This is a genomic window from Rhizobiaceae bacterium (genome assembly GCA_023953835.1).
GTDB lineage: Bacteria > Pseudomonadota > Alphaproteobacteria > Rhizobiales > Rhizobiaceae > Mesorhizobium_G.
On sequence record JAMLJB010000001.1, the window covers coordinates 2484502 to 2511221 of the forward strand.

28 protein-coding genes are annotated in these 26720 nt (G+C 62.2%); 12 read left to right on the top strand and 16 right to left on the bottom strand.

Annotated features, from left to right (window positions below; genetic code table 11):
- Positions 1-39: 39 nt before the first annotated feature.
- Entirely contained in the window at positions 40-771 is a 732-nt protein-coding gene (locus M9924_11705; protein MCO5065063.1) for a Crp/Fnr family transcriptional regulator, read from the top strand.
- A gap of 3 nt (positions 772-774) precedes the next feature.
- On the opposite strand, the gene M9924_11710 is transcribed toward M9924_11705, so the two are convergent.
- The 3 genes from M9924_11710 to betC form a co-directional block, all read right to left on the bottom strand.
- Complete coding sequence (locus M9924_11710; protein ID MCO5065064.1) at positions 775-1758, bottom strand: rubrerythrin family protein; 984 nt, start codon at positions 1756-1758, stop codon at positions 775-777.
- A 157-nt stretch (positions 1759-1915) separates the two neighbouring features.
- Positions 1916-2851, bottom strand: a complete 936-nt coding sequence (gene choX, locus M9924_11715; protein MCO5065065.1) for a choline ABC transporter substrate-binding protein — start codon at positions 2849-2851, stop codon at positions 1916-1918.
- Positions 2852-2880: 29 nt separating this feature from the next.
- On the bottom strand, positions 2881-4395 hold the full coding sequence (gene betC / locus M9924_11720; GenBank protein ID MCO5065066.1) for a choline-sulfatase: 1515 nt from the start codon (positions 4393-4395) through the stop codon (positions 2881-2883).
- A gap of 100 nt (positions 4396-4495) precedes the next feature.
- On the opposite strand from betC, the gene M9924_11725 reads away from it, so the two are divergent.
- A complete protein-coding gene (locus tag M9924_11725; protein MCO5065067.1) occupies positions 4496-5416 on the top strand; it encodes a LysR substrate-binding domain-containing protein in 921 nt (306 codons plus the stop codon).
- Between the two features lie 243 nt (positions 5417-5659).
- Complete coding sequence (locus tag M9924_11730; GenBank protein MCO5065068.1) at positions 5660-5923, top strand: hypothetical protein; 264 nt, start codon at positions 5660-5662, stop codon at positions 5921-5923.
- A 15-nt stretch (positions 5924-5938) separates the two neighbouring features.
- Here the strand turns inward: M9924_11730 and M9924_11735 are convergent, their stop codons facing one another.
- Positions 5939-6577 carry a 2-dehydro-3-deoxy-phosphogluconate aldolase gene (locus M9924_11735; GenBank protein ID MCO5065069.1) on the bottom strand — a complete coding sequence of 213 codons (639 nt, stop codon included), beginning with the start codon at positions 6575-6577 and terminating at the stop codon, positions 5939-5941.
- A 40-nt stretch (positions 6578-6617) separates the two neighbouring features.
- Positions 6618-7523: an N-acetylmuramidase domain-containing protein gene (locus tag M9924_11740; protein MCO5065070.1), complete on the bottom strand. Its 906-nt coding sequence runs from the start codon at positions 7521-7523 to the stop codon at positions 6618-6620.
- A gap of 127 nt (positions 7524-7650) precedes the next feature.
- On the opposite strand from M9924_11740, the gene M9924_11745 reads away from it, so the two are divergent.
- The 3 genes from M9924_11745 to M9924_11755 all read left to right on the top strand — a co-directional run bounded on the left by M9924_11745 (position 7651) and on the right by M9924_11755 (position 10174).
- Positions 7651-8568: a rhodanese-related sulfurtransferase gene (locus M9924_11745; protein ID MCO5065071.1), complete on the top strand. Its 918-nt coding sequence runs from the start codon at positions 7651-7653 to the stop codon at positions 8566-8568.
- A gap of 87 nt (positions 8569-8655) precedes the next feature.
- On the top strand, positions 8656-9411 hold the full coding sequence (locus M9924_11750) for a tellurite resistance TerB family protein (GenBank protein MCO5065072.1): 756 nt from the start codon (positions 8656-8658) through the stop codon (positions 9409-9411).
- A gap of 13 nt (positions 9412-9424) precedes the next feature.
- The gene (locus M9924_11755) at positions 9425-10174 is read left to right on the top strand and encodes an SDR family oxidoreductase (GenBank protein MCO5065073.1); all 750 of its coding nucleotides are present in this window, start codon (positions 9425-9427) and stop codon (positions 10172-10174) included.
- Here M9924_11755 and M9924_11760 read toward each other — a convergent pair.
- Positions 10171-11361: a pyridoxal phosphate-dependent aminotransferase gene (locus M9924_11760; GenBank protein ID MCO5065074.1), complete on the bottom strand. Its 1191-nt coding sequence runs from the start codon at positions 11359-11361 to the stop codon at positions 10171-10173. The genes M9924_11755 and M9924_11760 overlap by 4 nt on opposite strands.
- An 82-nt stretch (positions 11362-11443) precedes the next feature.
- Between M9924_11760 and M9924_11765 the strand changes: the two genes are divergently transcribed.
- The 3 genes from M9924_11765 to M9924_11775 are packed head-to-tail and all read left to right on the top strand — an operon-like array spanning position 11444 to position 13352.
- Positions 11444-12130 (top strand): GNAT family N-acetyltransferase, encoded by a 687-nt coding sequence (locus M9924_11765; GenBank protein ID MCO5065075.1) that lies wholly within the window; start codon positions 11444-11446, stop codon positions 12128-12130.
- Between the two features lie 29 nt (positions 12131-12159).
- Positions 12160-13140, top strand: coding sequence for a cation diffusion facilitator family transporter (locus M9924_11770; GenBank protein MCO5065076.1), 981 nt, complete (start codon positions 12160-12162; stop codon positions 13138-13140).
- Between the two features lie 14 nt (positions 13141-13154).
- Positions 13155-13352: a hypothetical protein gene (locus M9924_11775; protein ID MCO5065077.1), complete on the top strand. Its 198-nt coding sequence runs from the start codon at positions 13155-13157 to the stop codon at positions 13350-13352.
- A 9-nt stretch (positions 13353-13361) separates the two neighbouring features.
- On the opposite strand, the gene M9924_11780 is transcribed toward M9924_11775, so the two are convergent.
- The 3 genes from M9924_11780 to M9924_11790 all read right to left on the bottom strand — a co-directional run bounded on the left by M9924_11780 (position 13362) and on the right by M9924_11790 (position 16010).
- The gene (locus tag M9924_11780; protein MCO5065078.1) at positions 13362-14378 is read right to left on the bottom strand and encodes a nickel/cobalt transporter; all 1017 of its coding nucleotides are present in this window, start codon (positions 14376-14378) and stop codon (positions 13362-13364) included.
- 1 nt (position 14379) lies between these two features.
- Positions 14380-15039 carry a DUF1007 family protein gene (locus M9924_11785; protein MCO5065079.1) on the bottom strand — a complete coding sequence of 220 codons (660 nt, stop codon included), beginning with the start codon at positions 15037-15039 and terminating at the stop codon, positions 14380-14382.
- Between the two features lie 71 nt (positions 15040-15110).
- Positions 15111-16010 (bottom strand): LysR family transcriptional regulator, encoded by a 900-nt coding sequence (locus M9924_11790; GenBank protein ID MCO5065080.1) that lies wholly within the window; start codon positions 16008-16010, stop codon positions 15111-15113.
- Positions 16011-16553: 543 nt separating this feature from the next.
- On the opposite strand from M9924_11790, the gene odc2 reads away from it, so the two are divergent.
- Together odc2 and M9924_11800 are read left to right on the top strand one after the other, a co-directional pair.
- Complete coding sequence (odc2, locus tag M9924_11795) at positions 16554-17690, top strand: ornithine/lysine decarboxylase (GenBank protein MCO5065081.1); 1137 nt, start codon at positions 16554-16556, stop codon at positions 17688-17690.
- Positions 17691-17779: 89 nt separating this feature from the next.
- A complete protein-coding gene (locus M9924_11800) occupies positions 17780-18337 on the top strand; it encodes an N-acetyltransferase (GenBank protein ID MCO5065082.1) in 558 nt (185 codons plus the stop codon).
- Between the two features lie 165 nt (positions 18338-18502).
- Here the strand turns inward: M9924_11800 and M9924_11805 are convergent, their stop codons facing one another.
- The 4 genes from M9924_11805 to M9924_11820 all read right to left on the bottom strand — a co-directional run bounded on the left by M9924_11805 (position 18503) and on the right by M9924_11820 (position 20948).
- Positions 18503-18784 carry an SCP2 sterol-binding domain-containing protein gene (locus tag M9924_11805; GenBank protein MCO5065083.1) on the bottom strand — a complete coding sequence of 94 codons (282 nt, stop codon included), beginning with the start codon at positions 18782-18784 and terminating at the stop codon, positions 18503-18505.
- Between the two features lie 125 nt (positions 18785-18909).
- Positions 18910-19332: a VOC family protein gene (locus M9924_11810; protein MCO5065084.1), complete on the bottom strand. Its 423-nt coding sequence runs from the start codon at positions 19330-19332 to the stop codon at positions 18910-18912.
- A 110-nt stretch (positions 19333-19442) separates the two neighbouring features.
- A complete protein-coding gene (locus M9924_11815) occupies positions 19443-20615 on the bottom strand; it encodes an alpha-hydroxy-acid oxidizing protein (protein ID MCO5065085.1) in 1173 nt (390 codons plus the stop codon).
- Positions 20616-20711: 96 nt separating this feature from the next.
- Positions 20712-20948: a hypothetical protein gene (locus tag M9924_11820; protein ID MCO5065086.1), complete on the bottom strand. Its 237-nt coding sequence runs from the start codon at positions 20946-20948 to the stop codon at positions 20712-20714.
- A gap of 164 nt (positions 20949-21112) precedes the next feature.
- Here M9924_11820 and M9924_11825 point away from each other — a divergent pair, with 164 nt between their 5' ends.
- Positions 21113-22405 carry an NCS2 family permease gene (locus tag M9924_11825; protein ID MCO5065087.1) on the top strand — a complete coding sequence of 431 codons (1293 nt, stop codon included), beginning with the start codon at positions 21113-21115 and terminating at the stop codon, positions 22403-22405.
- Between the two features lie 51 nt (positions 22406-22456).
- Here M9924_11825 and M9924_11830 read toward each other — a convergent pair whose 3' ends face one another.
- From M9924_11830 to M9924_11840, 3 genes are all read right to left on the bottom strand, one after another.
- On the bottom strand, positions 22457-23677 hold the full coding sequence (locus tag M9924_11830) for an MFS transporter (GenBank protein MCO5065088.1): 1221 nt from the start codon (positions 23675-23677) through the stop codon (positions 22457-22459).
- A gap of 82 nt (positions 23678-23759) precedes the next feature.
- A complete protein-coding gene (locus M9924_11835; protein ID MCO5065089.1) occupies positions 23760-25439 on the bottom strand; it encodes a formate--tetrahydrofolate ligase in 1680 nt (559 codons plus the stop codon).
- A 110-nt stretch (positions 25440-25549) separates the two neighbouring features.
- Positions 25550-26719, bottom strand: a complete 1170-nt coding sequence (locus M9924_11840) for a DUF2333 family protein (GenBank protein MCO5065090.1) — start codon at positions 26717-26719, stop codon at positions 25550-25552.
- Position 26720: the final 1 nt, after the last annotated feature.

Genomic DNA, 26720 nt, shown 5'->3' on the forward strand with positions numbered 1-26720 from the left:
AGGTCGTTCGGCATGGAACTATGTCGGGCTGGAGCGGAAATGAACGAGCATAGCTTGCAACCACTAATTGCATTCTTCGCAGCGCGCGATTCGCTGAGCGAGAGCGAACGCCAGATTCTCGAAGGGCTGCCGCATCGCCGCCATTCCTTCCACCGCAATGAGGAAATGGTGGAGGCACACACCAAGCCGAAGGAAAGCTGCATTGTCATCAAGGGGCTGGCCGCGAGAGCCGTCTATCTCAAGAACGGCTCGCGCCAACTGACCGCGGTGCACGTGCCGGGCGATTTCGTCGACCTGCACGCCTTGTTGCTCAGGTTCATGGACCACAGCGTGGTCGCGCTTGGCGAATGCGAGGTGGCATTCGTCCCGCATGAGCAGCTTATTCGGATCACCGAGGAGCAGCCGCATCTTTCGCGCCTGTTCTGGATGTCGACCGTGATCGATGCGGCAATCCACCGATCCTGGCTGACCTGCATTGGCCGCAAATCTCCCGAACAACACATCGCCAATCTGTTCTGCGAGCTTTACCTCCGGCTTGAAGTGGTCGGCCAGTGCCAGGACATGACCTTCGAATTCCCTGTCACGCAGGCCGAAATGGCCGACATGCTCGGGCTCTCCGTCGTGCATGTGAACCGCACGATCCAGCAGTTGCGCGGCAAGGGCTTCGTGAACTGGGACGGTGCGAAGGTCACGATCAAGGATTTTGCGAGGCTGGCGCAGTTTTCAGAGTTCGACCCGACCTATCTCAGCCTTGTGAAGACGCCGCGATAGCGCTCACGCATTGCCGATAAGTATGCCTGCTGCGAACACCAGCATGCCGCCCAGCATCACCTGCAATGCGGCGCGCAGGAAAGGTGTTTCCATATAGCGGTTCTGAATGAAGGTGATTGCCCACAATTCGACGAAAACGACGCAGACGGCGACGGTGGTTGCCGTCCAGAAGTCCGAGATGAGATAGGGCAGGGCGTGGCCCAGCCCGCCGACTGCCGTCATGATACCGGACGCCAGCCCGCGCTTGATCGGCGAACCGCGGCCCGACAATTTGCCGTCATCGTGAACGGCCTCCGTGAAGCCCATCGAAATGCCCGCGCCTATTGATGCTGAAAGACCGACCAAAAAGGTCTGCCACGTGTCCTGAGTGGCAAAAGCGGCGGCAAAGATCGGCGCGAGGGTGGAGACCGAGCCGTCCATCAACCCGGCGAGCCCCGGCTGGACGATCGTCAGGATGAACTGGCGCCGCTCCGCCTGTGCCTCGTTTTCGCGAACCGTGCCGGGAGCATATTCGGCGCTTAGCGCTTCCGCGCGGCTTTCGTGCTGCCGCTCGGCATTGGCCAGGTCTCCGAGCAGCTTGCGCGTCGCAGCGTCGCTTGTTCGCGTCAGCGCCGCTTCATAGAAGCGTTCCGCCTGCCTTTCCATCTCGGCGGCCTGATCGCGAACCTTGTCGATGCCCAGCGGACGGACGAGCCAGTCCGGCTTGCGGTCATAAAAGCCGCGCACATGTTCGCGGCGTATGAGAGGAATGCGGTCCCCGAAGCGCGCCTGATGCATTTCGATCAGCGCGCGGCGGTGGCCGTCTTCTTCATCCGCCATGCCGTCGAAGATCTTCGCGCTGTCGGGAAACTGCTCCCGCAGCCCGTCCGCATAGGAACGATAGATACGGCTGTCGTCCTCTTCCGAGGAGATCGCGAGGGCGAGGATCTCCTGTTCGGAAAGCGTGCTGAAATCGCGTCGTCCGAGGCGGAAGAAACTGAGAGGCATTTTTTAGACTCATTCTAATGTACTGCGAGGTGACATATCACCTGCCGCGATTTCCGGCCAGAGGCGGAACCGCTGTCGAGAGACAAAATCTCCCGACACAAAAGGCATGAGTTCGAGGAATGCGGCCCGGCATCGAGGATTGCCGGGCCGTGAGGCGTCAGTTCGCCAGCGCTGCGGAAACCGCTGCTGCCGCGTCTCCACCGTCGAGGGTCGTGACGCCCTGGAGCCAAGGCGTCACGGCATCCGGATTTTCCTTGAGCCATGCCTTGGCGACGTCATTGGGGTTTTCGCCCTTCAACACCTTGTCCATCATGACATTTTCCATGGACAGGTTGAACTTGAGGTTCTTGAAGAAAGTCCCCGCATTCGGGCATTCGGCGGCATAGCCCTTGCGGCTCAGCGTGTAGACCTTGGCCTCGCCGAAGCCGGCCTTTTCAAGTCCGGTCAGGTAGGTGATCGGCATTTCGCCCATCACCGGATGCGGTGTCCAGCCAAGGAAAATCACCCAGCCGTTTTCCTTGATGGTCTGCTCGGCCTGCGTCAGCATGCCTGCCTCGGACGATTCGACAAGCTCGAAGCCCTGCAGATTGTTGGCCGGGTCCTCGATCAGCGCGAGCAGGTTCTTGTTACCGGACGACCCGGCCTCGATACCGTAGATCTTGCCGCCGAATTTCTCTGCGTTCGGGCCAAGGTCAGCCAGCGATTTCACACCGGCCTCCGCTACATAATTCGGCACCACAGGCCCGAAACCCGCTCCTTCGAGATTGAGCGCAACGACCTCGATCGATCCTTCATCGGTATAGGGCTTGAGCGCGTCCGTCTGGGTCGGCATCCAGTTTCCGAGAAAGACGTCTATGTCGTTTTCCTTGAGCGCGGTCAGCGTGACCGCGACCGAAAGTTGCGTTATCTCCGGCTCATAGCCGAGCGCGGTGAGCAAGGTCGATGCGACGCCGGTGGTCACCTGGATGTCCGTCCAGCCCACATCCGACAGCCGCACCTTCTTGCAGCTTTCAGGGTCCGCAGCCTGCGCCGAGGCAAGACCGACCGCCATGGCGGCGCCGGCCAAAAGTGCACGCATTGCATATCTGTTCATGTCAGCACTCCTGTTGGTTCTTGTTAGAGTTATTCCCCTCTCGGAAAGCGCTGGTTCTCCTCCAGCACGTTCAGATCAAGATGATTGCGCATGTAGCGCTCCGAAGCCTTGTGCTCAGGTTGGTGGTCCCATGAATGGTAAGCGCCGTTGCGCAGCGCCTTGTAGACGACATGGCGGCGGGCCTGGCTTTCGCGCACGGCGCTGTCGAATGCGGGAAGGTCCCAGCGCGCCTCTGCCTGTGCGGTGAGTTCGGCCAGCCTTTCGGAATAGGCCGGGTCGGCGGCGCAATTGTTCATCTCGTCGGGATCTGCGGCAAGGTCGAAGAGTTGCGGCGGGTCCTTCTCGCAAAGCACCAGCTTCAGGTCGCCCTCGCGCAGAAGGACCAGTGGCGCGACGGAGCCTTCGGCTGCGTATTCCGCCGCGACTGGTCCATGCGCCCGAGTTCCGTCTGCAACCGGCGCCAGGTCGACACCATCCGTCCAGGGTGCGAGTTCGTCCATGTCTACGCCGGCGAGCGCGGCAAGGGTGGGGCATACATCCAGCGTCGAGACCGCTTCGTCGACCCGGCGCGGCGTCCAGCCGGGAGCGGCGATCATAAGCGGGACGCGCAGCGATCCCTCAAAGAAGCTCATCTTGAACCATAAGCCGCGTTCACCCAGCATCTCGCCATGATCTGACACGAAAAAGACCACGGTGTTGTCCAGCATGCGACATCTTTGGAGCGTGTTGAGAATCTCGCCCACCTTGTCGTCGATATAGGAAATATTGGCGAAATAGCCTTGCCGCGCGCGCCTCACATCCTCGGCTTCTATCCTGAATGCGGTATGGTCGCAGGCATCCATGAGCCTCTGCGAATGGGGGTCCTGCCGGTGATACGGTATCGGCGCCGTCCGGGGTTCGAGCGCGGGGGAGCCTTCGTAAAGGTCCCAGTAGCGTCGGCGCGCGACATACGGATCGTGCGGATGCGTGAAGCTGACGGTCACGCACCAGGGCCGCTCGTCATGGCCGCGCGCCAGGTCATGGAGCTTGCGCACGGCGTGGTAGGTCACCTCGTCGTCATATTCCATCTGGTTGGTGATTTCGGCGACGCCCGCGCCGGTCACCGAGCCGAGGTTGTGATACCACCAGTCTATGCGCTCGCCGGGGTGGCTATAGTCCGGCGTCCAGCCGAAATCGGCTGGGTAGATGTCCGTCGTCAGCCGCTCCTCAAAGCCGTGCAACTGGTCGGGGCCGACGAAATGCATCTTTCCGCAGAGACTGGTCTGGTATCCCGCGCCGCGCAGATGATGGGCGAATGTGGGAATGTCCGAGCAGAATTCCGCCGCGTTGTCATACACGCGTGTGCGGCTCGGCAATTGCCCGGCCATGAAGGAGGCGCGCGCGGGCGCGCACAGAGGGCTTGCCGTGTAGGCATTGGCGAACCGCACGGACCTTTCCGCCAGCGCGGAAATATTGGGCGCGTGGAGAAATGGAGCGGGACCGTCGGGAAACAGCGTGCCGCTGAGCTGGTCCACCATCAGGATGAGAATGTTCGGCTTTGCCATGTCGCTCCTGAGACCAGCGCGGATCGCGATGGTCCATTAAGAGACGCATGACGCATGCCGTAAACCTGTTATTTTTCAATGGTCATGATAAACAGGCTTTATGGCTGAACGGAAAATTGACCTGGCATGGATGCGCATATTCGTGGAAGCCGTCCGCCGCGGCAGCTTTTCGGCGGCCGCTGCCGAGCTGGGCCTGACGCAGCCCGCCGTCAGCTATCAGATCCGGCGGCTTGAGGAACAGGTCGGGCACACCTTGCTGCTTCGCCGCAGGCAGGGGGTCGAACTGACGCCGCAAGGGAGGCGGCTCTTCGAGATCGTCAGCCGGTCGGTCGGGGAGATCGATGAACTGATGCGGGAGTATCATGCGTCGGTCAGACGGCCTGTATTGAGGCTGCGCACCGACTATGCCTTTTCGACCTTCTGGCTCATGCCTCGCATGTCATCCTTCCGCGCGCACCATCCCGGCATCGACATCCAGATCGTCGCCACGCAGCGTTTCGATGCGGAGGAAATGGAGCCGGCGGACGTTGCGATCGCTTTCGGCGCGCAGAATGATTTTGGGGCAGGCGCCGTCAATCTCCTGCCGGAAAATGTGGTTCCGGTCTGTACACCGGACTATCTCGACCGCAATCCCCAACTGCGCGAACCGCGAAGCCTTGCCGCTTCGCGACTCATTCATCTAGACGCGGCGAGTCCCAGCCCCTGGTTCGACTGGGATACCTATCTCGCTCAATCGGGCGTGTCGCGCCCGCCGGGCGGCCATGGCGATCTCCGCTTCAATACGTACAACCTCGTGGTGCAGGCGGCCATCGAGCATCAGGGCGTGGCCATCGGCTGGATCGGGCTGATCGACAGCCTGTTGCGCGCGGGCGTGCTCGTGCCCGTGGCTGCTGCGGCCTTCGCGCCGGATCGCGGCTATTTTCTGGTGCGGCCACGCCTTCCCGAAAGCGATGGCGAGAAACTTGTCGACTGGCTCCTGAGCCAGACCGGGACCATGGATGGGGACGTCACAATGCCATGAGCGGCCCGCGGGACCTTCCGCCGCGCCGTCGACGGTCGTGCCACGCAATCTCCGACGCGATTGACGATCTCGCGGAGCCATTTCCATTATGTGAAATCACGACTTTGCTGTCGAACGAAATCTGTGCGTCCGAGGTCTTGTAAGCCAGTTCAACTCTTTCCACAGCATAACCCGCAATGCGTTGACAGCGTTATGGTTAACGCGCGAAATTACTCAGAGTATCTCCCAATAGGCAGCGGTCGAGTGTCGCGTGATCTTATAGATCAACTGCAGGAAAACGGACGCGTTGCTGTTGAAACGGCAGCGGTGGTCACGAAATTGCTTTCGGCCTCCCTGCTCAATCAGGCGCATCGGGAACGGTTCCGTTCGGCGGTAACCCTGCGCCACGGCGAAATCCTGGAACTGAAGGGTCGCGCGGCGCAATTGGAAGGCGATCCCGACCTCAATCGCGTCATTTTGCGGCTTGAAGCGCTGTGGGATCAGATTGCCGAACGGATGGTCGAATAGGGCGCTCTGCGCCGCTCAGCCCTTGAGCGCCGAAGCCTCGCGGGCCAATGCCTCGATCTCGGCCCAGCGGCCTTCCTTCACCATATCGTCCGGCGCGACCCATGAGCCGCCGACGCATACGACATTGGGCAGCTTCAGATAGTCGCACGCATTCTTCGCGGAAATGCCGCCGGTCGGGCAGAAGATCACTTCGGCCAGCGGCGAGGCGAGTGCTTTCAGGAACGCGGCGCCTCCGGCCTGCTCGGCAGGAAAGAACTTGAGGAAATCAAGACCCGCATCGAGCGCGCCCATGATCTCGCCCGGCGTAATGGCGCCGGGCAGCAGGGGCACCTCGCTCCCCGCCGATTCCGCCAGCAGCGCGGGCGTGACGCCGGGGCTCACGATGAATTTCGAGCCGGCCTTTTCGGCAGCCTCGAACTGCACGGGATTGAGAATTGTTCCAGCGCCGACAATGGCTTCCGGCACTTCGGCGGCGGCGCGGCGAATGGCTTCGAGCGCGTGCGGCGTGCGTAGCGTTATCTCGATTGCGGGCAGACCGCCGCGTGCCAGCGCCCGCGCAAGCGGCACTGCGTGCGACGCGTCCTCGATCTTCAGGACGGGGATGACCGGTTGTCCGCCAAGCAGTGTGAGCAGGGCTTTTGTCTTGCTGTTCACGGTGCCGATCCCCATTGATTCAACCGATTTAGCCGCTCTATCAGAGCGGGTTGGCGCTGTCCATGTCGGCTGTCCGCGCGCGGAAGCCATGCATCCACATTAACGGATCCGAGAAAGAAAAAAGGGATTTCTGCTCCAGCTTCGGCATTATTTTCAGGTGGGAGAAGGTATCCGCGCCAGCGATACCGTCCACGCCTATTCCGGCCTTGCGTTGAAATGCGCGCAAGGCGGTTTCGGTCGCAAGACCGAACCGTCCATCCGCATCAAGCGGAAAACCGGCCTTTGCAAGTGCTTGCTGCAATTTGACGACAGACTCGCCGCTTGCGCCGCGCTTCAGCGGACCGGCCAGCGTCAAGCCGCTATCGCGCGCATAGCGCCGATAGGCGGCGGCCATCTTCGTGTGATAGCCGTTGCGCCGGTAGGCCGGCCCATTGTAGCGGTGCGCGAACGCTTCCCAGTCATGGTCTTTGAGCACTTCGCGCAGCCCGTTGGCGACGATGAATCGCAACATCAGACGGGCCTGCCCCGCCGCGCCGGAGCGCGCCTCGGAAACCAGCGCATCGACCGAGCCATATCCGAGCCACTCCCAGTGAACGCCCATCACCTGGCCAAGTCCCCAGGACGTGGACTGCATGGCGGCCTGGCGGTCGATCATCGCAGCGCGGTTGAGCAGTTTCCAGCGGCCCTCCTGCGTGCGCGGGTTTGCCACGCCGCCCACCCTCGATGAGGCGAGCCCCGCGTTCATGGCGATGGTTCTTTTGTCTTTCGGCAGCAGCCTGTTGAAATAGTGGCCCTCGAACCGGATCAATGGCTCGTCCCGGCCCTCGACGCGCGCAAATGGCTGCCCGCCGGATTCCACATCCGAGACCGCGAGCAGCGCCGCCGGTTCGAGTCCTTCCGCGCGTGCGGCGGCGGCGATTTCATTCTTGGTCGATTCGGAAAACATCGGGGCTCCATTCGGTTCAGGCCTGCCGGATATTGCGGCCATTCTGAAACAGGTGGACAAATTCCTGCGTCATTTCTTCGCCGCCCTGCATCTTGCGGCTGTCGCATTCAAGGCGTAGCGACGGCGCATGAGTAACGAAACGCAAGGCATGAAGGTCGCCGCTCTCTACCTGTTCACGCGGCTGTCCGATCCGGCGGCGCTGCGGCAGCCGCTGGCCACGTTTTGCTGCGCGCGCGGAATCAAGGGAACGCTGTTGCTCGCCGGGGAGGGCATCAACGGCACCGTTGCTGGAACGGCGCGGGCGATCGACGAATTGCTGGCGTATCTCAAAGCCATGCCCGAATTTGCCGGGCTCGAAGCCAAGTTCAGCGACGCTTCGGAGATGCCGTTCCATCGCATGAAGGTGCGGCTGAAGAAGGAGATCGTGACCATGGGCGTTCCCGGTCTCGACCCGACCGACGCGGGAACCTATGTCGCACCCGCTGATTGGAATGCGCTGATTTCGGACCCGGAGACGATGGTGATCGACACGCGCAACGCCTATGAAGTCGCGCTTGGCACGTTCCGCAACGCTGTCGATCCCGGCACCGCGAGCTTCACAGAATTTCCCGCCTGGGTGGACCGCCACCACAACGCGCTCGCCGGGCGCAAGGTCGCCATGTTCTGCACGGGCGGCATCCGGTGCGAAAAGGCGACGGCCTATCTGAAATCGGTCGGGCTGCCCAATGTCTACCACCTCAAGGGCGGCATTCTGAAATATCTGGAAGAGGTGCCCGAGACCCAGAGCCTGTGGGACGGCGAGTGCTTCGTTTTCGATGAGCGCGTTTCAGTCGGTCACGGGCTTGAGGTGGGCGATGCCGAGCTTTGCCGGGCCTGCCGTCATCCGCTCACTGCGCAAGAGCGCAGCTCTCCGCACTATGTGGAAGGCGTCTCCTGTCCGCATTGCGCAGAGCAGCGCAGCGAGGCGGATCGCGCCCGCTATGCAGAGCGCCACAGGCAGGTGGAACTCGCCGGGCGGCGCGGCAGGAAGCATATCGGCTCCTGAGCGGTAAAAAGATCGGCACCGCATTGCAATGGGGGCAGCCTCTTCCTAGGTTCGGCGCAATATTCAATCCCGCTGCGGAGGCCAACTATGTTCGATCCCAAGAAGCTTCTAGACGATCTGTTGGGTTCGAACGTACCAGGCACCACCGGAACGGTGCGCGACCAGGCGGACAAGGCCGTTCAGATGGCAAAGGACAATCCGCTGGCGGCGGGCGCGCTTGCCGCCGTGCTGCTGGGCACCGGGGCAGGCCGCAAGATCACCGGCAGCGTCATCAAGCTCGGCGGATTGGCCGCGATCGGCGGCCTCGCCTACAAGGCGTACCAGAACTATCAGGCTGGGCAGCAGCCGGGAGCCGAAACCGCCGCGAAGGAGCCGGAGCTTCTGCCGCCACCCAGCGAAACGCCCTTTCATCCCTCGCAGGCTCCGCAGGGCGAGTCCGAATTTGCGCTGACACTGGTCCGCGCCATGATCTGCGCCGCAAAGGCCGACGGTCATATTGACGAGGAAGAACGCCAGAAGATTCTTGGACGTGTCGGGCTGGCGGGAATCGACGGCGATGCTGAAGCTTTTCTGCAGAAGGAACTTTCCAGTCCGCTTGATCTCGACCAACTGGTCGGCGAGGCAAAGACCGAGGCGCAGCGCGTCGAACTCTATACCGCCTCGCGCCTGGCAATAAATGCCGACACGCGCGCCGAACGCGGCTATCTCGACCTGCTGGCGGGCCGTCTCAACCTGCCCGACAGCCTGATCGACCATATCGAGGCGACCATCGAGGGTGCCACAGCGCCGGTCGAAGCGAGTGCGGGTGCCGCACCCGCCGATGCGCGCAAATCGCCCTGGTAAGGCGGCGGCGCACATGTCCAAGGTAGCGGTTGTCACCGGAGCAGGCTCGGGCATTGGCAAGGCGGTTGCAACAGCCTTCCTGCATGCCGGTTGGAATACTGTATTGATCGGGCGGCGGAAGGAAAAACTCGACCTCGCCATCGCCGAGGCGACGCCGCGCGATGCCGAAGCGCTTGCCGTTGCGTGCGATGTCGGCAGGGCCGGGGAGGTGGATGCGGCGTTTGCAGAGGCGGCGCAGCGCTTCGGGCGCATCGATCTTCTGTTCAACAATGCGGGCATGGGGTCGAAGCCCATGCTGATCGATGAGATTCCAGTCGAAGTCTGGCAGGAGGTGCTGAACGTCAACCTGACCGGCGCGTTTCTCTGCGCCCGCGCCGCGTTTCGCCAGATGCGGGCGCAGCAGCCGCAGGGCGGGCGCATCATCAACAACGGTTCGATTTCCGCCTATGCGCCCCGTCCGGGTTCGGTCCCGTACACGACGACCAAGCACGCGATCACCGGCCTGACGCGGACGCTTGCACTCGATGGACGGCCATTCGGCATCGCCTGCGGCCAGATAGACATCGGCAATGCTTCTACCGACATGACGCACCGCATGGCGACCGGCGTGCCGCAGGCAAACGGCACAGTCGCGCCCGAACCCGTCATGGACGTGCAACGCGTTGCGGAAGCCGTGCTCTACATGGCTGGCATGCCGCTCGACAGCAATGTGCTGTTCCAGACCATCATGGCGACCAATATGCCGTTCGTCGGCAGGGGCTAGTTCAACTTCGACAAGAAATCCGCGATCCTGTCGATGGCGCGCAGGATGTTCTCTTCCGAGTTCGCGTAGGAAAGCCGGATATAGCCTTCGCCGAGCACGCCGAAATCCGGCCCGCCGATCAGCGCCACGCCTGCCTCTTCGAGAAGCGCAGAGGCCAGCGGCTTGGCCTTGCGTCCTGTGCGGCTGATGTTCGGGAAGGCGTAGAACGCTCCCTTCGGCGTGACGCAGGAGACACCCGGCAGGCCGTTCAACCCTTCGACCACGATCTTGCGGCGGTTGTCGAACGCTCGCATCATTTTTTCGACATCGTCCTGCGGCCCGTCGATGGCCGCGATGCCCGCATATTGAGACGGCGCGTTGACACACGACCAGCAATTGACCGCCAGCTTGCGCGCCTTGTCATAGAGGTGAGCGCCCTTGTCGCCGTTCGGCCAGATCGACCAGCCCATGCGCCAGCCGGTCATCGCCCATGTCTTGGACCAGCCGTTCAGCACGATCAGCCGGTCGCGTATTTCCGGGAATTGCAGCAGGGAAGTATGCTCTTCCCCGTCATAGGTCATCACGTCATAGATTTCGTCGGAGAGAATGGCCACATCCGGGTGCTTTTCCAAACCCTTCACGAGCTTTTCGATCTCGGCGCGCGGCGTCACGCCGCCGGTCGGGTTCGCCGGGGAATTGAGGATCAGCAGGCGTGTCTGCGGCGTAATCAGCGAAAGTGTTTCCTTCGCCGAGAAGGCAAAGCCGTTCTCCTCGCGGATCGGAACCGGCACGGGCCGCGCTCCGGTGAACTCGATCATGGAGCGATAGATCGGAAAGCCGGGGTCGGGATACAGGATATCCGTTCCCGGTTCCCCGAACATGACGATCGCCGCATACATGGTCGGCTTGCCGCCCGGCAGGATCATCACATTCTCGGGCGAGACCTCGATGCCGGTGGTCGTCAGCGTGCGTCGCACCACCGCCTCGCGCGTCGCCAAAAGCCCGTTCGCGGGCGTGTAGCCGTGATGGCCGTCGCGCAACGCCTTGATCGCCGCCTCAACAATGTGCTGCGGCGTGCGGAAATCGGGCTGGCCGATGCCAAGATTGATGATGTCCTTGCCGGCATGGGCAAGCGCGGTGGCGCGCGCGAGCACGGCAAAGGCGTTTTCCTCGCCCAAACGGTCGAAAGCCGGTACGGTTTGGATCATTCTCTTGGTCCAGGCTGGTGCTTCTTGAAACCGCATCGTTTTGGAAGGGTCCAGCGCCACTGTCAAATCATATGGAGCCGGGGTGACCGAAGATCTGAAGAATTGGACGCCGCGTCGGCGTCCCGAGCGCAAGGCGCTGGAGGGCTGGTATGTGCGGCTGGAGCCGCTTTCGGCTGAACGTCACGGCGACGGGCTCTACGAGGCCGCAACGGTCGGCGATGCCGACGAGCGTTTCCGTTGGCTCGGCGAGTACACGCCCGAAAGCCGCGCGGATTTCGAGCCGTGGCTGGAGAAGGCCGAAGCCAGCGAGGACCCGCTCTACTTCGCGGTGATCGACAAGGCGGCGGGCAAGGTGGCGGGGCGGCAGACCTTCCTGCGCATCGATACGGCCAACGGCGCCATCGAGATCGGCCATATCCATTGGGGTCCGCTGATGCAGCGCAAGCCTGCCGCGACCGAAGCGCACTACCTGTTCATGCGCCATATCTTCGACGATCTCGGCTATCGCCGCTGGGAATGGAAGTGCAACAACCGCAACGAACCGTCGAAGCGCGCCGCGCTTCGCTTCGGCTTCAAGCCGGAGGGCGTTTTTCGTCAGGCAATGGTCATCAAGGGGGAAAACCGCGATACGGCATGGTTTTCGATCATCGACAAGGAATGGCCCGGGCTGAAAAAAGCGTATGATGGCTGGCTCGATCCGGCCAATTTTGATAGCGATGGCAGACAGAAGCGCCGGCTGGAGGAATTTCGCAGCGATTTCGGTGCATGAGGCCGTTGTCGGCCTCCCGGAGCAGATGAATGGCCCATTCCCACGCGCATGATCACGGCCCCCATGGCCATGGCCACGATGCGGGATCGACGGACAAGAGCCGCGTGCTGATCGCCGCGCTGCTCACGGGCGGCTTCATGTTTGTCGAGGCGGCCGGCGGATGGCTCACGGGGTCACTGGCTCTGCTCGCCGATGCGGGCCACATGCTCACCGATTCCATTGCGCTCTGGCTGGCCTGGTACGCCTTTCACCTTGCCGGGAAACCCGCCACCATGCGCCACACCTACGGGCTGGGCCGGGTCAAGACGCTGGTTGCCTTCGTCAACGGCCTGACGATCTTCGTCGTGGCGGTCTGGATCGTCTATGAGGCCTACCATCGCTTCATGAACCCCGGTCCGGTTCTTGGCGGGCCGATGATGCTGGTCGCAGTGCTCGGCCTGATGGCCAATATTGCGGGCTTTTACGTCCTGCATGGCGGCGACCGCGAGAATCTCAACATGCGGGGCGCAATCCTGCATGTGCTGGGTGACATGCTGGGTTCTGTCGCGGCAATTGTCGCGGCGCTCGTGATTATCTGGACTGGCTGGACGCCGATCGATCCGATCCTGTCGGTGCTGGTCGCCGTGCTGATCCTGTCGACGGCATGGTCGTTGATGAAGGACGCGGCCCAGGTGCTGCTCGAGGGCGCCCCCCGCTCCATGGATCGCGACGGCATCGCGGCCGATCTGGTGGCGAACGTGAAGGGAGTGCGCGGTGTCCATCACATGCATCTGTGGTCGCTGGACGGCTCGCGCCATATCGCCACCCTGCATGCCTGCCTCGACGACGGCGCGGAGCCTTTCACCGTGATCCGGTCGATCAAAAAGCGGCTCGCGGAAGAACATGGGATCGACCACGCCACCGTCGAGCCCGAATCTGAACAGTGCGCCGATCACGGACGCCACGATCATACAGACCACGATCATGGCGCGCATGCCGGTCACGCGCACGGCTCCAGCCTGCTGCATTGAAAGGGATTGTCCCGATGGACAGAGAAACGCGCAACGCCGCGATTGCCGCCGCCTGCATCATGGCCGCGTTCGGCCTCACGGCGTTCTACATGCCCAACATCATGCTGGCCGTGGGTTCATACTCGACCGCGGTTGCAGGCGCATTTGCGGTCGCCTTCGTCGCGGCCTTCTTCGTGCTGTTCTGGCTTCGCGGCAAGAGCCGCGGCGGATGAGGGGTAAATTCAAGCGTTCAGGCTTGCGACCAGCAGCATAAGGCCAAGCAGCATGACGAATGCTGCGCCGCCGATTTCGATTGCGGCGTGGACGGTGTTGCCGACGCGTCCGTCGCCAGCCGCCGTGACCGCCCAGTTCTTGGCGGTGACTGCGACGATTGCAAGCGCGGAAACGGTCATTGCAGTGCCGAGCGACATGGCCGCTACGGACAATACCCCGCCCAGCCAAAGCTCGTTGAGGAACGCGAAGGAAAGCACGATGATGGCCCCCGTGCAGGGCCGCAAGCCGACTGCCGCGACTGCCGTCCACGCGGTGCGCCAGTCGAAACGGTCGCCGGAAAGCAAGGCAGGATCGGCCATATGGGAGTGGCCACAGCTCTCGCAGGCGAATCCGGAAGCCGAGAAATGGCTCGGATGCGTGCAGGTTGCGGTATGGAAATGCGTCTGCGCGGAGGACAGGCTGACTGCGGGATTGCCTAAGAACAGACCCTTGACCTTCGGCGCGGCCTTTTTCCAGAGCAGCCACGCGCCGAAGAGCGTGATCATCCCATAGCTGGCGACTTCCAGGAACCAGGTGGCATCGGTCATGGAGATGGCGGTGCGACGCAGGACCAGGAAAACGAGGCCCATGACCACCAGCGCGGTGATACCTTGCAGGAACGCGGAGATGAAGGCGAGCGTGATGCCGCGCCTGAGCGCGACTTCATTTGCCAGCATATAGGACGAGATGACGGCCTTGCCATGGCCGGGACCGGCGGCATGGAAAACGCCGTAGGCGAAGGAGAGGCCGACGAGCAGCCACATCTTGCCGCCATCGTCGCGCATCGCCTTCAGCGCGCCGGTCAGCGCCCGATAGAATTGCTGCTGGTGCACGTTCACCCATTGCGTGAAGCCCGCGAACAGGCCCGTCGACGGCGTGATCGCATCATTCGTCCCGATGCCGAGCGAGCTTTGCGCATGCGCCGAGGCGATCACGAGTGAAAACGCCAGGACGGCAAGCGCGCGGATGGTTGCGGATCTGCTCATGTCATGCCGGGCATTTCAGTTCGAGGCGGGTCGCGAAAATCTTGCTCATATCGGTGCCTGCGGGATCGCTCAAGAAGGCTTCGGTCAGGTTCTGCTGGTTCTGGGCGATGATCTCGTCCGGGTCGGGCCTCACCACCTTGCGGCTGCATTCGGCGGGCAGATTTTCCACTGCCATCTGGTCGTCCTCGAGGAAATCGATGGCCGTGTAGAACGTCGAATCGTAAACGCCGAAATCGACCGTGCCCGTCAGCTTGAGCGGTTCCTTCGGTTGCGCCTTGAACATGATGATGAGCTGGTTGTTGTCGAAAAGCGCGACAAATTCGTCCGGCTTCTGCATCGCTACATCCTTGCCGTTTGCCGTCACGAGCTGGAAGTAATTGTAGTCGCCGAGCGAGTTGTAGACCGTCTCGCGCACGGCGGCCATTTCGGCGTCGTCCAGCTTGTTGTCGCCGTTCTTGTCGAACTCGACGATAACGGTGCTCGAAAAGACGTCGTCGAAGCGCCACAGATGCCGCAGCGAATCCACCGTCTTTCCGTCGGGCTTCAGCATCACGTCGAGCCGCGCTTCGGCAAATACGTGCGGATGCGCCTCCACCTGCGCCGTGCCGAGGGCAAGCGCACCGAGGGTGCACAAAAGGCTGGACAGGCGGATCAGGCTCATGAGTCGGACGCTGGCTTCGGTATCGACACGGTTAGCTAACATAAACGGGGCAGAAGTAGGACGAATGCGCTTCACGATTTCTCGCGCTGTTTGAACCATTTTGCGGTGAAGTCCACAAAAGCCCGGATTTTTGCCGGCAGGTAGCGCCTATGCGGATAGACGGCGAAGATGCCGCCGCCTTCCGGCAGGAACTCGTCCAGCATGCAGAACAGGCGTCCGGCGGCGATGTCCTCGGCAACGATGAAGTCGGGCATGATCGCGAAGCCGAGCCCGGCAAGCGTTGCGGCGCGCACCGCCATCGGGCTGTTGACCTCGATCGGCCCCGAAACCTGAACCGTGAAGGTATCGCCGTTTTCGTTGCGAAAAGGCCAGTTCGAAAGGGTGCGCGCGTTGGAATCGATGATGCAGGGCAGATTGGCCAGGTCTTGCGGGCGTTCCGGCCTGCCGCGTCGGGCGATGAGGGCAGGGGATGCGCAGAGCCGCATTCCGAACGGCGCGAGCCGCCGCGCGATCAGGGAGGAGCTTTCAAGACGCGAAATGCGGATGGCGATGTCATATCCTTCCTCGACCAGATCGACGAAGCGGTCGTCGAGATTGACGTCCAGCACGATGTCGGGATGGGCGATGGCGAAATCGATCAACGATTGCCCCATCGCGGCATCGGCGAAAGTGCGCGGGGCGGAAAGCTTGATCCGGCCGCGCACATCCCCGGAGGAATCGCGCACCGAATCCGCCAGCGTGTCGATGTCGCGCAGAATCTCCGATGCGCGGCGGAAATAGGTATGTCCCGCCTCGGTGAGCGAGAACTGGCGCGTGGTGCGGTTCAGCAGCAGCGTTCCGAGATCGTCCTCCAGCTCCCGCACATATTTCGACAGCAGCGCTTTGGACCGCCCGGTCTTGCGCGCGGCGGCAGAAAACCCTTCTGCGTCAACGACTTCGATAAAGGCGCGAATGCGGGTCAGCGTATCCATCGTTCAATCCAGTGAAACAGAGATCGCAGAGTCGTTCAGCATTCGAAAAAATTCAATCCGGGCCGAGATTTTAATTGATTGTGACGGGCGCGTTTCTTATATGCGCCGTTGCCCAAAGTCGCACGTGCCTGTGGGCGTCCCCCGGCCCTCTGAATGGAGAGGTGTTCGGGACGGTACCCGGGAAGTAACGAGCCCGGTCGGTTCAGCGGCCACCCGCCGATCCGAGGACGTCTTGAAGCAACGACGGTGCGGGCCTTTCTGGTGTCTGCCGGTTGTCCATAAACCGGGGTTACTGAAGAGGCACACCTTCATTGCCTGTAGTGCGGAACGGGTCTCCCAATCCAAGCCAAGGCAGACAAAGCGAGCTGCGGCCATTTGGCCAAAGCAAGCACTCGCGCGAGACGCGTCTCAATGGTTCCGGTGAATCCACCGCCCGGCGCCAGGGTTGCTCGTCTCGTCTTTGTCCACCGCGGATGAACGCCAGACAGCGCGCTCCGCACCTTGCAGTCGCGCGGGTCGTTCCGCGCAGATGGAGTGAGACCCATGGCCGCTACCCAGCGCATCCTCGATTTCCTCGCCACCCGACGCCCGTCCGGCCCGTGCCTCGTCGTTGACCTCGATGTGGTTCGCGACAATTTCCGCGCCTTCGAAAAGGCGCTGCCCGACAGCCGCATCTTCTATGCGGTCAAGGCCAATCCCGCGCCGGAAATCCTGCGTCTGCTCGCCTCGCTCGGCTCCAGCTTCGACACGGCGTCCGTTGCCGAGGTCGAGATGGCGCTGGAGGCCGGCGCCACGCCGGATCGCATTTCCTTCGGCAACACGATCAAGAAGGAGCGCGACATCGCCCGCGCTTATGAGCTGGGCATCCGCCTGTTCGCTGTCGACTGCGTGGAAGAAGTCGAGAAGATCGCCCGCGCTGCGCCGCAGGCCCGCGTCTTCTGCCGTGTGCTGACCGATGGCGAGGGCGCGGAATGGCCGCTGTCGCGCAAGTTCGGCTGCGTGCCGGCCATGGCCGTCGATGTGCTGCGCCATGCGCGCAGCCTTGGTCTCGACGCCTATGGCGTATCCTTCCATGTTGGCTCGCAGCAGTGCGACCTGACCGCCTGGGATCGTGCGCTTGGCGATGCGAAGAAGGTCTTCGCCACGCTGGCCGAGGAAGGCATCACGCTCAGGATGGTCAATATGGGCGGCGGTTTTCCGACACGCTATCTCAAGGACGTGCCGGTGGCGCGCGCCTATGGCGAAGCAATCTTCGGCGCGCTGCGCAAGCATTTCGGCAACGCCATTCCCGAAACCATCATCGAGCCGGGCCGTGGCATGGTCGGCAATGCGGGCGTCATCAAGTCGGAAGTGGTGCTGATCTCGAAGAAGGCGGACAATGACAATGTGCGCTGGGTCTATCTCGACATCGGCAAGTTCGGCGGTCTCGCGGAAACCATGGACGAGGCGATCCGCTATCCGATCATCACGCCGCGCGACGGAGACGAGAAAGCGCCCTGCGTGCTCGCCGGTCCGACCTGCGACTCCGCCGACGTGCTCTACGAAAAGACGCCTTACGCCCTGCCGTTGACGCTCACCATCGGTGACGAGGTGCTGATCGAGGGCGCGGGCGCCTATACGACCACCTATTCGTCGGTCGCATTCAACGGCTTCGAGCCGCTGCGATCCTACGTGATCTGACGGCATTTGCCGTCAGGTCCGCGCGCCGCCGGGGTTTCGCCGGCGACGCGTTCGCTTGTGGAACAACTCTGCGGGTGAGGGATTCTCAAATGACCGTGCATGAAGAAATAAGAACCATTGCCTTTTCGATCCTTGCCGAGCGGCAGGACGATGCACATGCGCGCGAGGCATTGCTCGATCGCGCAATGGGACCCAATCGCAAGCGCAAATCGTCCGAGAAGCTGCGGCGCGGGCGCAAGCCGTCGGAGGGCTTGGCTTTCGTCGCTCGTGACGAGGCCGGCTCACTGGTCGGCACCGTGCGCCTTTGGGATGTCGATGCGGGAGGCGTGCGCGCGCTGTTGCTTGGTCCGCTCGCGGTCGATCCTTCGCTGAAGAGCGGCGGGATCGGCTCCGCCCTGATGCGCCACGCGATTGCGGAAGCTGCACGGCTCGGCCATCGCGCAATCCTGCTCGTTGGCGATGCGCCGTATTATGCCCGCTTTGGCTTCTCCGCCGAAAAGACCGGCGCGCTTGCGATGCCCGGCCCCTATGAACGGCACAGACTTCTTGCGCTCGAACTCGGCGAGGGCGTGCTGGATGGCGCAACTGGCGTCATTGTGCCGGTCGGTCGCCGCCTTAAGCAGCGCAAGCTGCGCGCCGCTGCGTGAGGCGTGGCCTTCCTCAAAAGATGAGTCGTTACCGGCATTTATGAGCGCGGATTGCAATCTTGATTCCGCAACCTCAACTTTAACGTGAACCCGCGCATGGCGGTCGCCCCAAACGAAAACACCGGCCAGGAGGCCGGTGTTCGAAGCTGTTCGAATTACGATAAACTACAGAACCTGGCTCAGCGCCATGGCGACCGACATGTCGCCTTCGATCTTGATCTTGCCCTGCATGAAGGCCATCGTCGGATTGAGGTCGCCCGCGACGAGCGATTCAAGATCGTCGAGCGAAAGCATGATCGTGCAGTCCGCCGGTGCGTCGGCTGTGGAGATGGTCGCGCCGTCAATGACGATGACACCGTTCGAGCCCGTGTCGAATTTCACGGATCGATCGAAGCCGGCGCTTTCCACGCGCGGCTTCATCTGCGCGGCAATTGTCTCAATGGTCATCTGGAACTCCGGATTGGTTGAAGGCGCCTTGCGCCATTTGCCCCCTATCTAGAGATCATTGACTTTTACGTCAACGTTATCGATGCAACCGGCGAGTTGTATCCCGTGGTTTGCGGTGCGGCAGATCAGCCCTCGAACTTCACCGACCCGGCATAGTTGATGATCCAGGGCGTTCCGAACCGGTCGACCAGCATTCCGAAGCTCTCCGCCCAGAATGTCGGGCTGAGCGCCATGGTGACATTTCCGCCATCGGCAAGTGCGTTGAAGATGCGTTCGGCCTCGCTCGCGCTGTCCACCTGCAGCGAAACCGAGAAGCCGCCGGGTTCCTTCGAATATTGGGGTGGAACGTCGCTGGCCATCAGCATGTCGCCGTCGACGACGAGGCAGGCATGCATGATCTTGTCCTTCATGTCCTCGGGCGCCTGAACGTCTGTCGGGGCGTCGCCCTGCCTGAGCATGGCCTGCATCTGGCCGCCAAGGATACGGTGATAGGTTTCAAAGGCCTCCCGGCAGTTGCCGTTGAAGAGGAGATATGGCTGAACCTGCATGGTGTGTCCTTTCGTGTCCGCCGATACGGTTCCGGCGGATGCCGGACCTTGTCGAAAGACGTCCGAAAAGCAGTGGTTCCGACAGCTTGGCGCGGAATCCCTCGATGCGGTCAGGCTTTCTTGCGCGGTGCGACCGCGAATGGATTCTCCGCGAGGATGTTTGAATCGACTTTCTCGATATCGCGCAGACCGCAAAAAGCCATGGTGATGTCGAGTTCGTTGCGGATGCAGCGCAGCGCCTCGCTCACGCCATGTTCGCCCATTGCGCCCAGCCCGTACAGGAAGGCGCGACCGATATAGACTCCGCGTGCGCCAAGCGCGCGGGCCTTTATGACGTCCTGCCCCGAACGAATCCCGCCGTCCATGTGAACTTCGATCTTGCTGCCTACCTCCCGCACGATTGGCGGCAGGGAGGCGATGGAGGACAGCGCTCCGTCGAGCTGGCGTCCGCCATGATTGGAAACGATGAGAGCGTCGGCGCCGCTCTTTGCCGCAATCGCGGCGTCTTCGGGGTCGAGGATGCCCTTGATAATGAATTTCCCGCCCCACCGGTCCCGGATGCGTTTCACCGCGTCCCAGTTCAGCGCCGGATCGAATTGCTCTGCCGTCCACTTGCTCAGCGAGCGCAGATTGTCCGCGCCCTTGGCGTGCCCGACAATATTGCGGAAAGTCCGCCGACGGGTCTGCGCCATGTGATAGACCCAGCGCGGCTTGGTCGCGAGATTGAGCATGTTTGCAAGTGTCGGCGCAGGCGGGGTGGTGAGGCCGTTCTTGATGTCCTTGTGGCGCTGGCCGAGGATCTGAAGATCGAGCGTCAGGACCAGCGCGGAACACCCGGCTGCTTTCGCGCGGTCGATCAGCCCGTTCGAAAAATCCTGGTCACGCATCACATAGAGCTGGAACCAGAACGGAGCGTCCGTATTCTCCGCGACATCCTCGATGGAGCAGATGCTCATTGTCGAAAGGGTGAAAGGAACGCCTGCCTTCGCGGCGGCGCGCGCGGCCAATATCTCGCCGTCCGCATATTGCATGCCGGTCAGGCCCGTGGGCGCAAGGGCAACAGGCATTGAAACGGGAATCCCCGCCATGGTGGTGGCGAGCGAGCGATTGCGCATGTCGACCGCCACGCGCTGGCGGAGCTTTATGCTGCCAAAATCTTCTTCATTGGCGCGATAGGTGCTCTCCGTCCACGAACCGGAATCGGCGTAGTCGTAAAACATCCTCGGCACGCGCCTGCGCGCGAGGTCCTGAAGGTCGGCAATGCAAGTGATCGGGCGAGGCATAGTGCAATCCATCTGCAACGAGATGGACAGGATTTAGCGCATTTTGCTCCGCCGTCACGAAATTTCTGCGCCCGTATTCACATATGATTGAGTTATTTACAGGCTTGCGGCACCCTTTTGAGGTTCTTCCCAACCGAGGCGGTCGAGTGCCGTGCGCACGTCGCGCAACGCCGCCTCCCAGCCATCATCGTCAACCATAGGGCTTTCCGATGCTGCTCGCTGGAGTGCGCGCGCTTCGGACTCGATTTCGAGCAGGGCTTCTATTTTCTTATCCATGTCGAGCGAGTTGTCGTCCATGATGGACTGGACCTTCATTTCGTCGAAGCGGCTCATTTCGGCCTCCGTTCACGATGGCACTGATGAACGCTCGACTGTTCAAACTGTTCCACCTCGTCGCGACCATGCATAAGCAGTTTGCGATTTAATTTGAAAATCGACCCTTCGCTTCTCTGGTATTCAGAAGCGTTTGCCGCGAGGAGCGGCGGAGGGAGGAAAAATTGCTGGAAAAACTGTTCAGGCTCTCGGAGCATCGAACCTCCGTGCGCACCGAGGTGCTCGCGGGGCTGACGACATTTCTCACCATGTCGTACATCATCTTCGTCAATCCCGAGATTCTTTCATCGACGGGCATGGACCGAAACGCGGTTTTCGTCGCCACCTGTCTTGCCGCGGCGGTCGGCTCGGCGGTCATGGCGCTTCTCGCGAACTGGCCGATCGGCATGGCGCCCGGAATGGGGCTCAACGCCTTCTTTGCATTCACGGTCGTCGCGGCGCTGGGCTTCACCTGGCAACAGGCGCTCGGCGCGGTTTTCATCTCGGGCGTGATCTTCTTCATCCTGACCGTCACCGGCATCCGAAGCTGGCTGGTCGCCGGCATTCCCCATTCGCTGCGAAGCGCGATTGCCGCCGGTATCGGCCTCTTTCTTGCGATTATCGCGCTGAAGAGCTCCGGCATCGTCGTGGACAATCCGGCCACGTTGATCGGTCTCGGCAGCCTTCACAATGCGGGAACGCTGCTCTCGATTCTGGGCTTTTTCCTTATCGCGTCGCTCGACGCCATGCGCGTGCGCGGCGCGATCCTCATCGGCATACTGGTCGTCACCATCCTGTCCATGGCCTTCGGCATCACCCAGTTTCAGGGCGTGGTCTCGATGCCGCCCAGCATCGCGCCGACATTCCTGCAACTCGACCTCGCAGGCGTTCTGCATGCCGGCATCATCCAGGTCATTCTGGTGTTCGTGCTGGTCGAGGTGTTCGACGCCACCGGCACGCTGATCGGGGTCGCCAAGCGCGCGAAGCTGATAGAGGAAGGCCGGCCCAACAATCTCGGCAGGGCGCTGTTCGCCGATTCCACCGCCATTGTCGCCGGTTCGCTGCTCGGCACATCGAGTACGACGGCCTATGTCGAGAGTGCGTCGGGCGTGCAGGCGGGCGGTCGCACGGGCCTGACTGCGCTCACCATCGCCTTGTTGTTTCTTGCCGCGCTGTTCATATCGCCGCTGGCCGCCGCGGTGCCCGCCTACGCCACGGCCCCGGCCTTGCTCTATGTGGCCGGGCTCATGATGCGCGAGCTTGTCGACATAGACTGGGAAGACGTGACCGAAGCGACGCCTGCGGCGCTGACCGCACTTGCGATGCCCTTCACCTATTCGATCGCCAACGGCCTTGCCTTCGGCTTCATCAGCTATGTCGTCATCAAGTCCGCGACGGGCAGGATCAGCCAGATCCACGCGGCTACTTGGCTGGTGGCCATCCTGTTCGTGATCCGCTTCGCGTTCTTCGCGGAATAGCCGGCACCTTGCCCCTCTCCTTGCCCGGCGGGGAGGGGGAAAGCCCGATGCTCACGCCAGCGCAGGCTCGGTCCTGCTGCGATCCTTTGCGAGCAGCCAGAGCATGGCGGCGATGTTGAGCAGGTTCCACGCGATGCCGTTCATGAAGGCTGCCGTGTATGAGCCAGTCTGTACATAGATCCAGCCGGTCATCCACCCGCCGACCGACATGCCGATGATCGTTGCCATCATCACCATCCCGATCCGCTGACCCGCTTCGGCGGGCGGCATGTATTCGCGCACGATGATCGCATAGCAGGGCACGATGCCGCCCTGGCTCAGCCCGAAGATAAGCGAAACGACATAAAGCGACGCCAGGCCGTCGAAGGGGATATAGGCGAATAGCGCCAGGCATTGCAGGACCGAGCCGATCAACAATGTGCGGATGCCGCCGATCCGGTCGGCAACCACACCTGAAACCAGTCTCGACACGACGCCCCCGGCAAGCATCAGCGACAGCATTTCGGAGCCGCGCGCGATGCCGTATCCAAGGTCCATGCAATAGGCGACAATGTGCACCTGCGGCATGGACATGGCCATGCAGCAGCCAAATCCGGCCACCACCAGCAGCCCCTGCAACACGCGCGGCGGGATCGTCGCGGCAGTGCGGCTGCGTGGCGCAAGCGATGGATGCACCGAAATGTTGCGATCGATACGGCGGCGCATCAGCAGGAGCAACGGGATCATTGCCACGACGCAGAATGCTCCCACCGCGACATAGGCTCCGCGCCACCCGTAAGCGGCCATGAGATGCGGCGTGACAATCGGCCAGATCACGCCCGCAAGATAGTTGCCCGCCGCCGCTGTCGTCACGGCCACGCCCCGCCTGCGGTTAAACCAGTGCGAGATGTCGGCGATCAGCGGTCCGAACATGGCGGCGGAGCCGAACCCGATTATCCCGTGGACCAGCGCGAACTGGAGCGCCGTTGCCGACAGTCCGGCGAGGACGAGCCCTGCGCCCAGCATCAATGTCGATGCGAGCGCAGGCAGGAAATAGCCGAAGCGGTCCACCGCGCGGCCGACCAGCACATTGCCTGCCGCAAAGCCGATCATCGTGCTCGTGAAGGGCAGGGAGGCCTGCGCCCGGTCGATGCCGAATTCCGCCTGCACGCCCGGTAGCACGACGACCACGATCCACATGCCCGCGCAGCCGATCGTTGCGAGCAGCACCGAGATGCCCAGCCTCAGCCAAGCGTATCGCCCGTCAATGTCTTCGGCGGTGCCGCTCTGCATATGCGCCTCCAGGAGGCCGCACCATTGCGATGCGCCGCCGGTCGGGGCAGCGCCAGCCGCGGCCTATCAATCGATCCAGCGGTCAGAACAGCCCTTCGATCTGGCCCTGCTCATTCAGGAAGATGCGTTCGCTGGAGGGCGATCGCGGCAGGCCCGGCATGGTCATGATTTCACCGCAGATCGCGACGACGAAACCGGCGCCCGCCGACAGGCGGACCTCGCGGACGGGCACGACATGGCCCGTCGGTGCGCCGCGCAGGTTCGGATCGGTCGAGAAGGAATATTGTGTCTTGGCCATGCAGACCGGCAGGTCGCCGTAGCCCGCCGCTTCCCAGGCCGCGAGCTGGTCGCGCACCACCTTGTCGGCGATTGCCTCGGAACCGCGATAGATGCGCTTCACGATGGTGTTGATCTTCTCGAAGAGTCGCATTTCGTCCGGGTAGAGCGGAGAGAACTGGGCGCTGCCGCCTTCGGCGAGTTCCACCACCTTATGCGCAAGCTCCTCGATCCCCGCCGAGCCCTGCGCCCAGTGCTTGCAGAGGATGGCTTCGGCGCCAAGCGAGGCGACATAGTCCTTCATCGCCTGAATCTCGGCATCGGTGTCGGAAACGAAATGGTTGATGGCGACGACTGCGGGAACGCCGAACTGCTTCACATTCTCGATGTGACGCCCGAGATTGGCGCAGCCCTTCCTCACCGCCTCGACATTTTCGGCGCCAAGCTCTTCCTTCTTCACGCCGCCATTCATCTTCATGGCGCGCACGGTGGCGACGATCACGGCAGCGGCGGGCTTTAATCCGGCCTTGCGGCATTTGATGTCGAAGAATTTCTCAGCGCCGAGGTCGGCACCGAAGCCGGCTTCCGTCACCACATAGTCGCCAAGCTTCAGCGCAGTCGTGGTGGCGACAACCGAGTTGCAGCCATGGGCGATGTTGGCGAACGGGCCGCCATGCACGAAGGCCGGGTTGTTTTCCAGCGTCTGCACAAGGTTCGGCTGCATCGCGTCCTTCAGCAGCACGGCCATTGCACCGTCCGCTTTCAGGTCGCGCGCATGGACAGGTGACTTGTCCCGCCGATAGGCGACGATGATGTCGCCCAGCCGCTTCTGCAAATCCTTCAGGTCGCGGGAAAGGCACAGGATCGCCATCACCTCCGAAGCGACCGTGATGTCGAAGCCGGACTCGCGCGGATAGCCGTTGGCCGCTCCGCCCAGCGAGCAGATGATCTCACGCAGCGCCCGGTCGTTCATGTCCATGACGCGCCGCCAGACGATGCGGCGCGTGTCGATGCCCAGCTCGTTGCCCCAATAGACATGGTTGTCGATGAGTGCGGCCAGCAGGTTATGCGCCGTGGTGATGGCGTGGAAATCGCCGGTAAAATGGAGGTTCATGTCTTCCATCGGGACGATCTGCGCATGGCCGCCGCCGGCAGCGCCGCCCTTCACGCCGAAATTCGGCCCGAGTGATGCTTCGCGAATGCAGACCACCGCCTTCTTGCCGATGCGGTTGAGGCCGTCGCCTAGACCGACGGTCGTCGTCGTCTTGCCTTCGCCCGCTGGCGTCGGGTTGATTGCCGTGACGAGGATCAGCTTGCCGTCCTTGCCGCCCCTCTTCGAAGCGATGAATTCGGCGGAAACCTTCGCCTTGTCATGGCCGTATGGCAGCAGGTGCTCGGCCGGGATGCCGAGCTTCGCGCCGATCTCCTGAATGGGTTTCTTCCTGGCAGCGCGCGCGATCTCGATATCGCTCTTGAATTCGGCCATCGATGTTCCTCCCGCGGGCGCTTAGCGCCTCCGTTCTTGTCCGGCATTGACGCAGCTTCGCCACTTTGCGGGCTGTCGTAAAACAGCCGCCGATTGGCCCGATTGCGACCCTACCTGTCGAGAATTCCTCTGATTTCCACGAGTTGCGAACGCACCCGAAGAAGGTTGAAGCCCATGGTCGCAAGGTGCGACGGGAAGATGAAGGACGATTCATTGCCGTTGGAAATGATCCACGGCTGCATGTTGAGCGAGGTGCGGAGCTGGCCTTCCATATTGTCCCAGATCTGCCGCAGATTGCGTTCGTTGATGACCGCATTGAAGTCGGCATGAGTCGCCCGCAGCACGCCGTAATAAGCGTAGAGCTGGCCATAGGCGAACCAGAAGCGGTCGTCGGCGCGCGGGTCGAACCAGCCTGCATTGGAGCTTTCGATACGCGCACGCAGGATGTCCGAGGTCGAACCGATGTCGCCCGTGATGCGGTCGAGGAAGGTCAGCAGATTGTCGGCGCGCGCATCGAACGTTGCCTGGCATTTCGCCAATTGGTCGTTGAAAGTGTGCAGATTGCCGATGGCTTCACGATAGACGCTCGGCGTCGGACGCGTCGGGCCACGCCAGCCGATGTACCAGGCTTCCTCGTTCCAGGCGAGATTGGTACGGGCATTCTGCAAATTCTGGTCGATCTGCGAAGTTCCGCGCACGCGCCCGAGCGAATCGACAAGTTCGGTGGTGGTGCGGCGCATCACCTGATTGATGCCAAGCTGGAAAGCGGCCTTGTTGTCGAGGAAGGGCGTGTTGCGCCAGGGGATGCCGAAGAAACCCATCTTCGAGGCGAGCATGGAGGAAATCCACGCATTCTGGTTCACGTTGAAATCGACCAGATCGGCGGAGACGTCAACGATTGCCGAACGCTGGCACGATTGACCGGTGCCCTGCACGGCCTGCGCCGTCGCCGGCCCTCCTTCCGTCGCCGAGAGCGCCGCCGCTGCATCAACGCCGACCGGAACGCCTGCGAGCGTCTTGCTGGCGTCTTCAGCGACGCGGGCGTCAGGGTAGTCCGGGTTGAAATTGGTCCAGACCTGCGTCTGCCAGATGAAATAGCCGTAGAAGGCCACCAACCCGAGCAGCACCAGCGCGACAACTCCCTTGATCGCCCAGTTGCGCTGCGCGTACCAGCCGGTGAGCCAAAGGAAGGGCCACAGGATGATGCCGATGACGAGACCGATGCCCCGGCCGATCCAGCCGAATAGCCGCACGAAGAAAGCTACAATCGGGTCGAGCATC

Bases quoted from the DNA above. Each gene is read 5' to 3' on its own strand.
- M9924_11705 (MCO5065063.1), top strand. From the start codon at position 40: ATGAACGAGCATAGCTTGCAACCACTAATTGCATTCTTCGCAGCGCGC.
- M9924_11810 (MCO5065084.1), bottom strand. From the start codon at position 19,332: ATGCAGGTTCAGCCATATCTCCTCTTCAACGGCAACTGCCGGGAGGCC.
- M9924_11815 (MCO5065085.1), bottom strand. From the start codon at position 20,615: ATGCCTCGCCCGATCACTTGCATTGCCGACCTTCAGGACCTCGCGCGC.
- M9924_11790 (MCO5065080.1), bottom strand. From the start codon at position 16,010: ATGGATACGCTGACCCGCATTCGCGCCTTTATCGAAGTCGTTGACGCA.
- M9924_11775 (MCO5065077.1), top strand. From the start codon at position 13,155: ATGGACAGAGAAACGCGCAACGCCGCGATTGCCGCCGCCTGCATCATG.
- M9924_11800 (MCO5065082.1), top strand. From the start codon at position 17,780: ATGACCGTGCATGAAGAAATAAGAACCATTGCCTTTTCGATCCTTGCC.
- M9924_11835 (MCO5065089.1), bottom strand. From the start codon at position 25,439: ATGGCCGAATTCAAGAGCGATATCGAGATCGCGCGCGCTGCCAGGAAG.
- M9924_11760 (MCO5065074.1), bottom strand. From the start codon at position 11,361: ATGATCCAAACCGTACCGGCTTTCGACCGTTTGGGCGAGGAAAACGCC.
- M9924_11745 (MCO5065071.1), top strand. From the start codon at position 7,651: ATGAGTAACGAAACGCAAGGCATGAAGGTCGCCGCTCTCTACCTGTTC.
- M9924_11755 (MCO5065073.1), top strand. From the start codon at position 9,425: ATGTCCAAGGTAGCGGTTGTCACCGGAGCAGGCTCGGGCATTGGCAAG.
- M9924_11750 (MCO5065072.1), top strand. From the start codon at position 8,656: ATGTTCGATCCCAAGAAGCTTCTAGACGATCTGTTGGGTTCGAACGTA.
- M9924_11780 (MCO5065078.1), bottom strand. From the start codon at position 14,378: ATGAGCAGATCCGCAACCATCCGCGCGCTTGCCGTCCTGGCGTTTTCA.
- M9924_11725 (MCO5065067.1), top strand. From the start codon at position 4,496: ATGGCTGAACGGAAAATTGACCTGGCATGGATGCGCATATTCGTGGAA.
- choX (MCO5065065.1), bottom strand. From the start codon at position 2,851: ATGAACAGATATGCAATGCGTGCACTTTTGGCCGGCGCCGCCATGGCG.
- betC (MCO5065066.1), bottom strand. From the start codon at position 4,395: ATGGCAAAGCCGAACATTCTCATCCTGATGGTGGACCAGCTCAGCGGC.
- M9924_11820 (MCO5065086.1), bottom strand. From the start codon at position 20,948: ATGAGCCGCTTCGACGAAATGAAGGTCCAGTCCATCATGGACGACAAC.
- M9924_11805 (MCO5065083.1), bottom strand. From the start codon at position 18,784: ATGACCATTGAGACAATTGCCGCGCAGATGAAGCCGCGCGTGGAAAGC.
- M9924_11785 (MCO5065079.1), bottom strand. From the start codon at position 15,039: ATGAGCCTGATCCGCCTGTCCAGCCTTTTGTGCACCCTCGGTGCGCTT.
- odc2 (MCO5065081.1), top strand. From the start codon at position 16,554: ATGGCCGCTACCCAGCGCATCCTCGATTTCCTCGCCACCCGACGCCCG.
- M9924_11840 (MCO5065090.1), bottom strand. From the start codon at position 26,719: ATGCTCGACCCGATTGTAGCTTTCTTCGTGCGGCTATTCGGCTGGATC.
- M9924_11740 (MCO5065070.1), bottom strand. From the start codon at position 7,523: ATGTTTTCCGAATCGACCAAGAATGAAATCGCCGCCGCCGCACGCGCG.
- M9924_11770 (MCO5065076.1), top strand. From the start codon at position 12,160: ATGGCCCATTCCCACGCGCATGATCACGGCCCCCATGGCCATGGCCAC.
- M9924_11710 (MCO5065064.1), bottom strand. From the start codon at position 1,758: ATGCCTCTCAGTTTCTTCCGCCTCGGACGACGCGATTTCAGCACGCTT.
- M9924_11830 (MCO5065088.1), bottom strand. From the start codon at position 23,677: ATGCAGAGCGGCACCGCCGAAGACATTGACGGGCGATACGCTTGGCTG.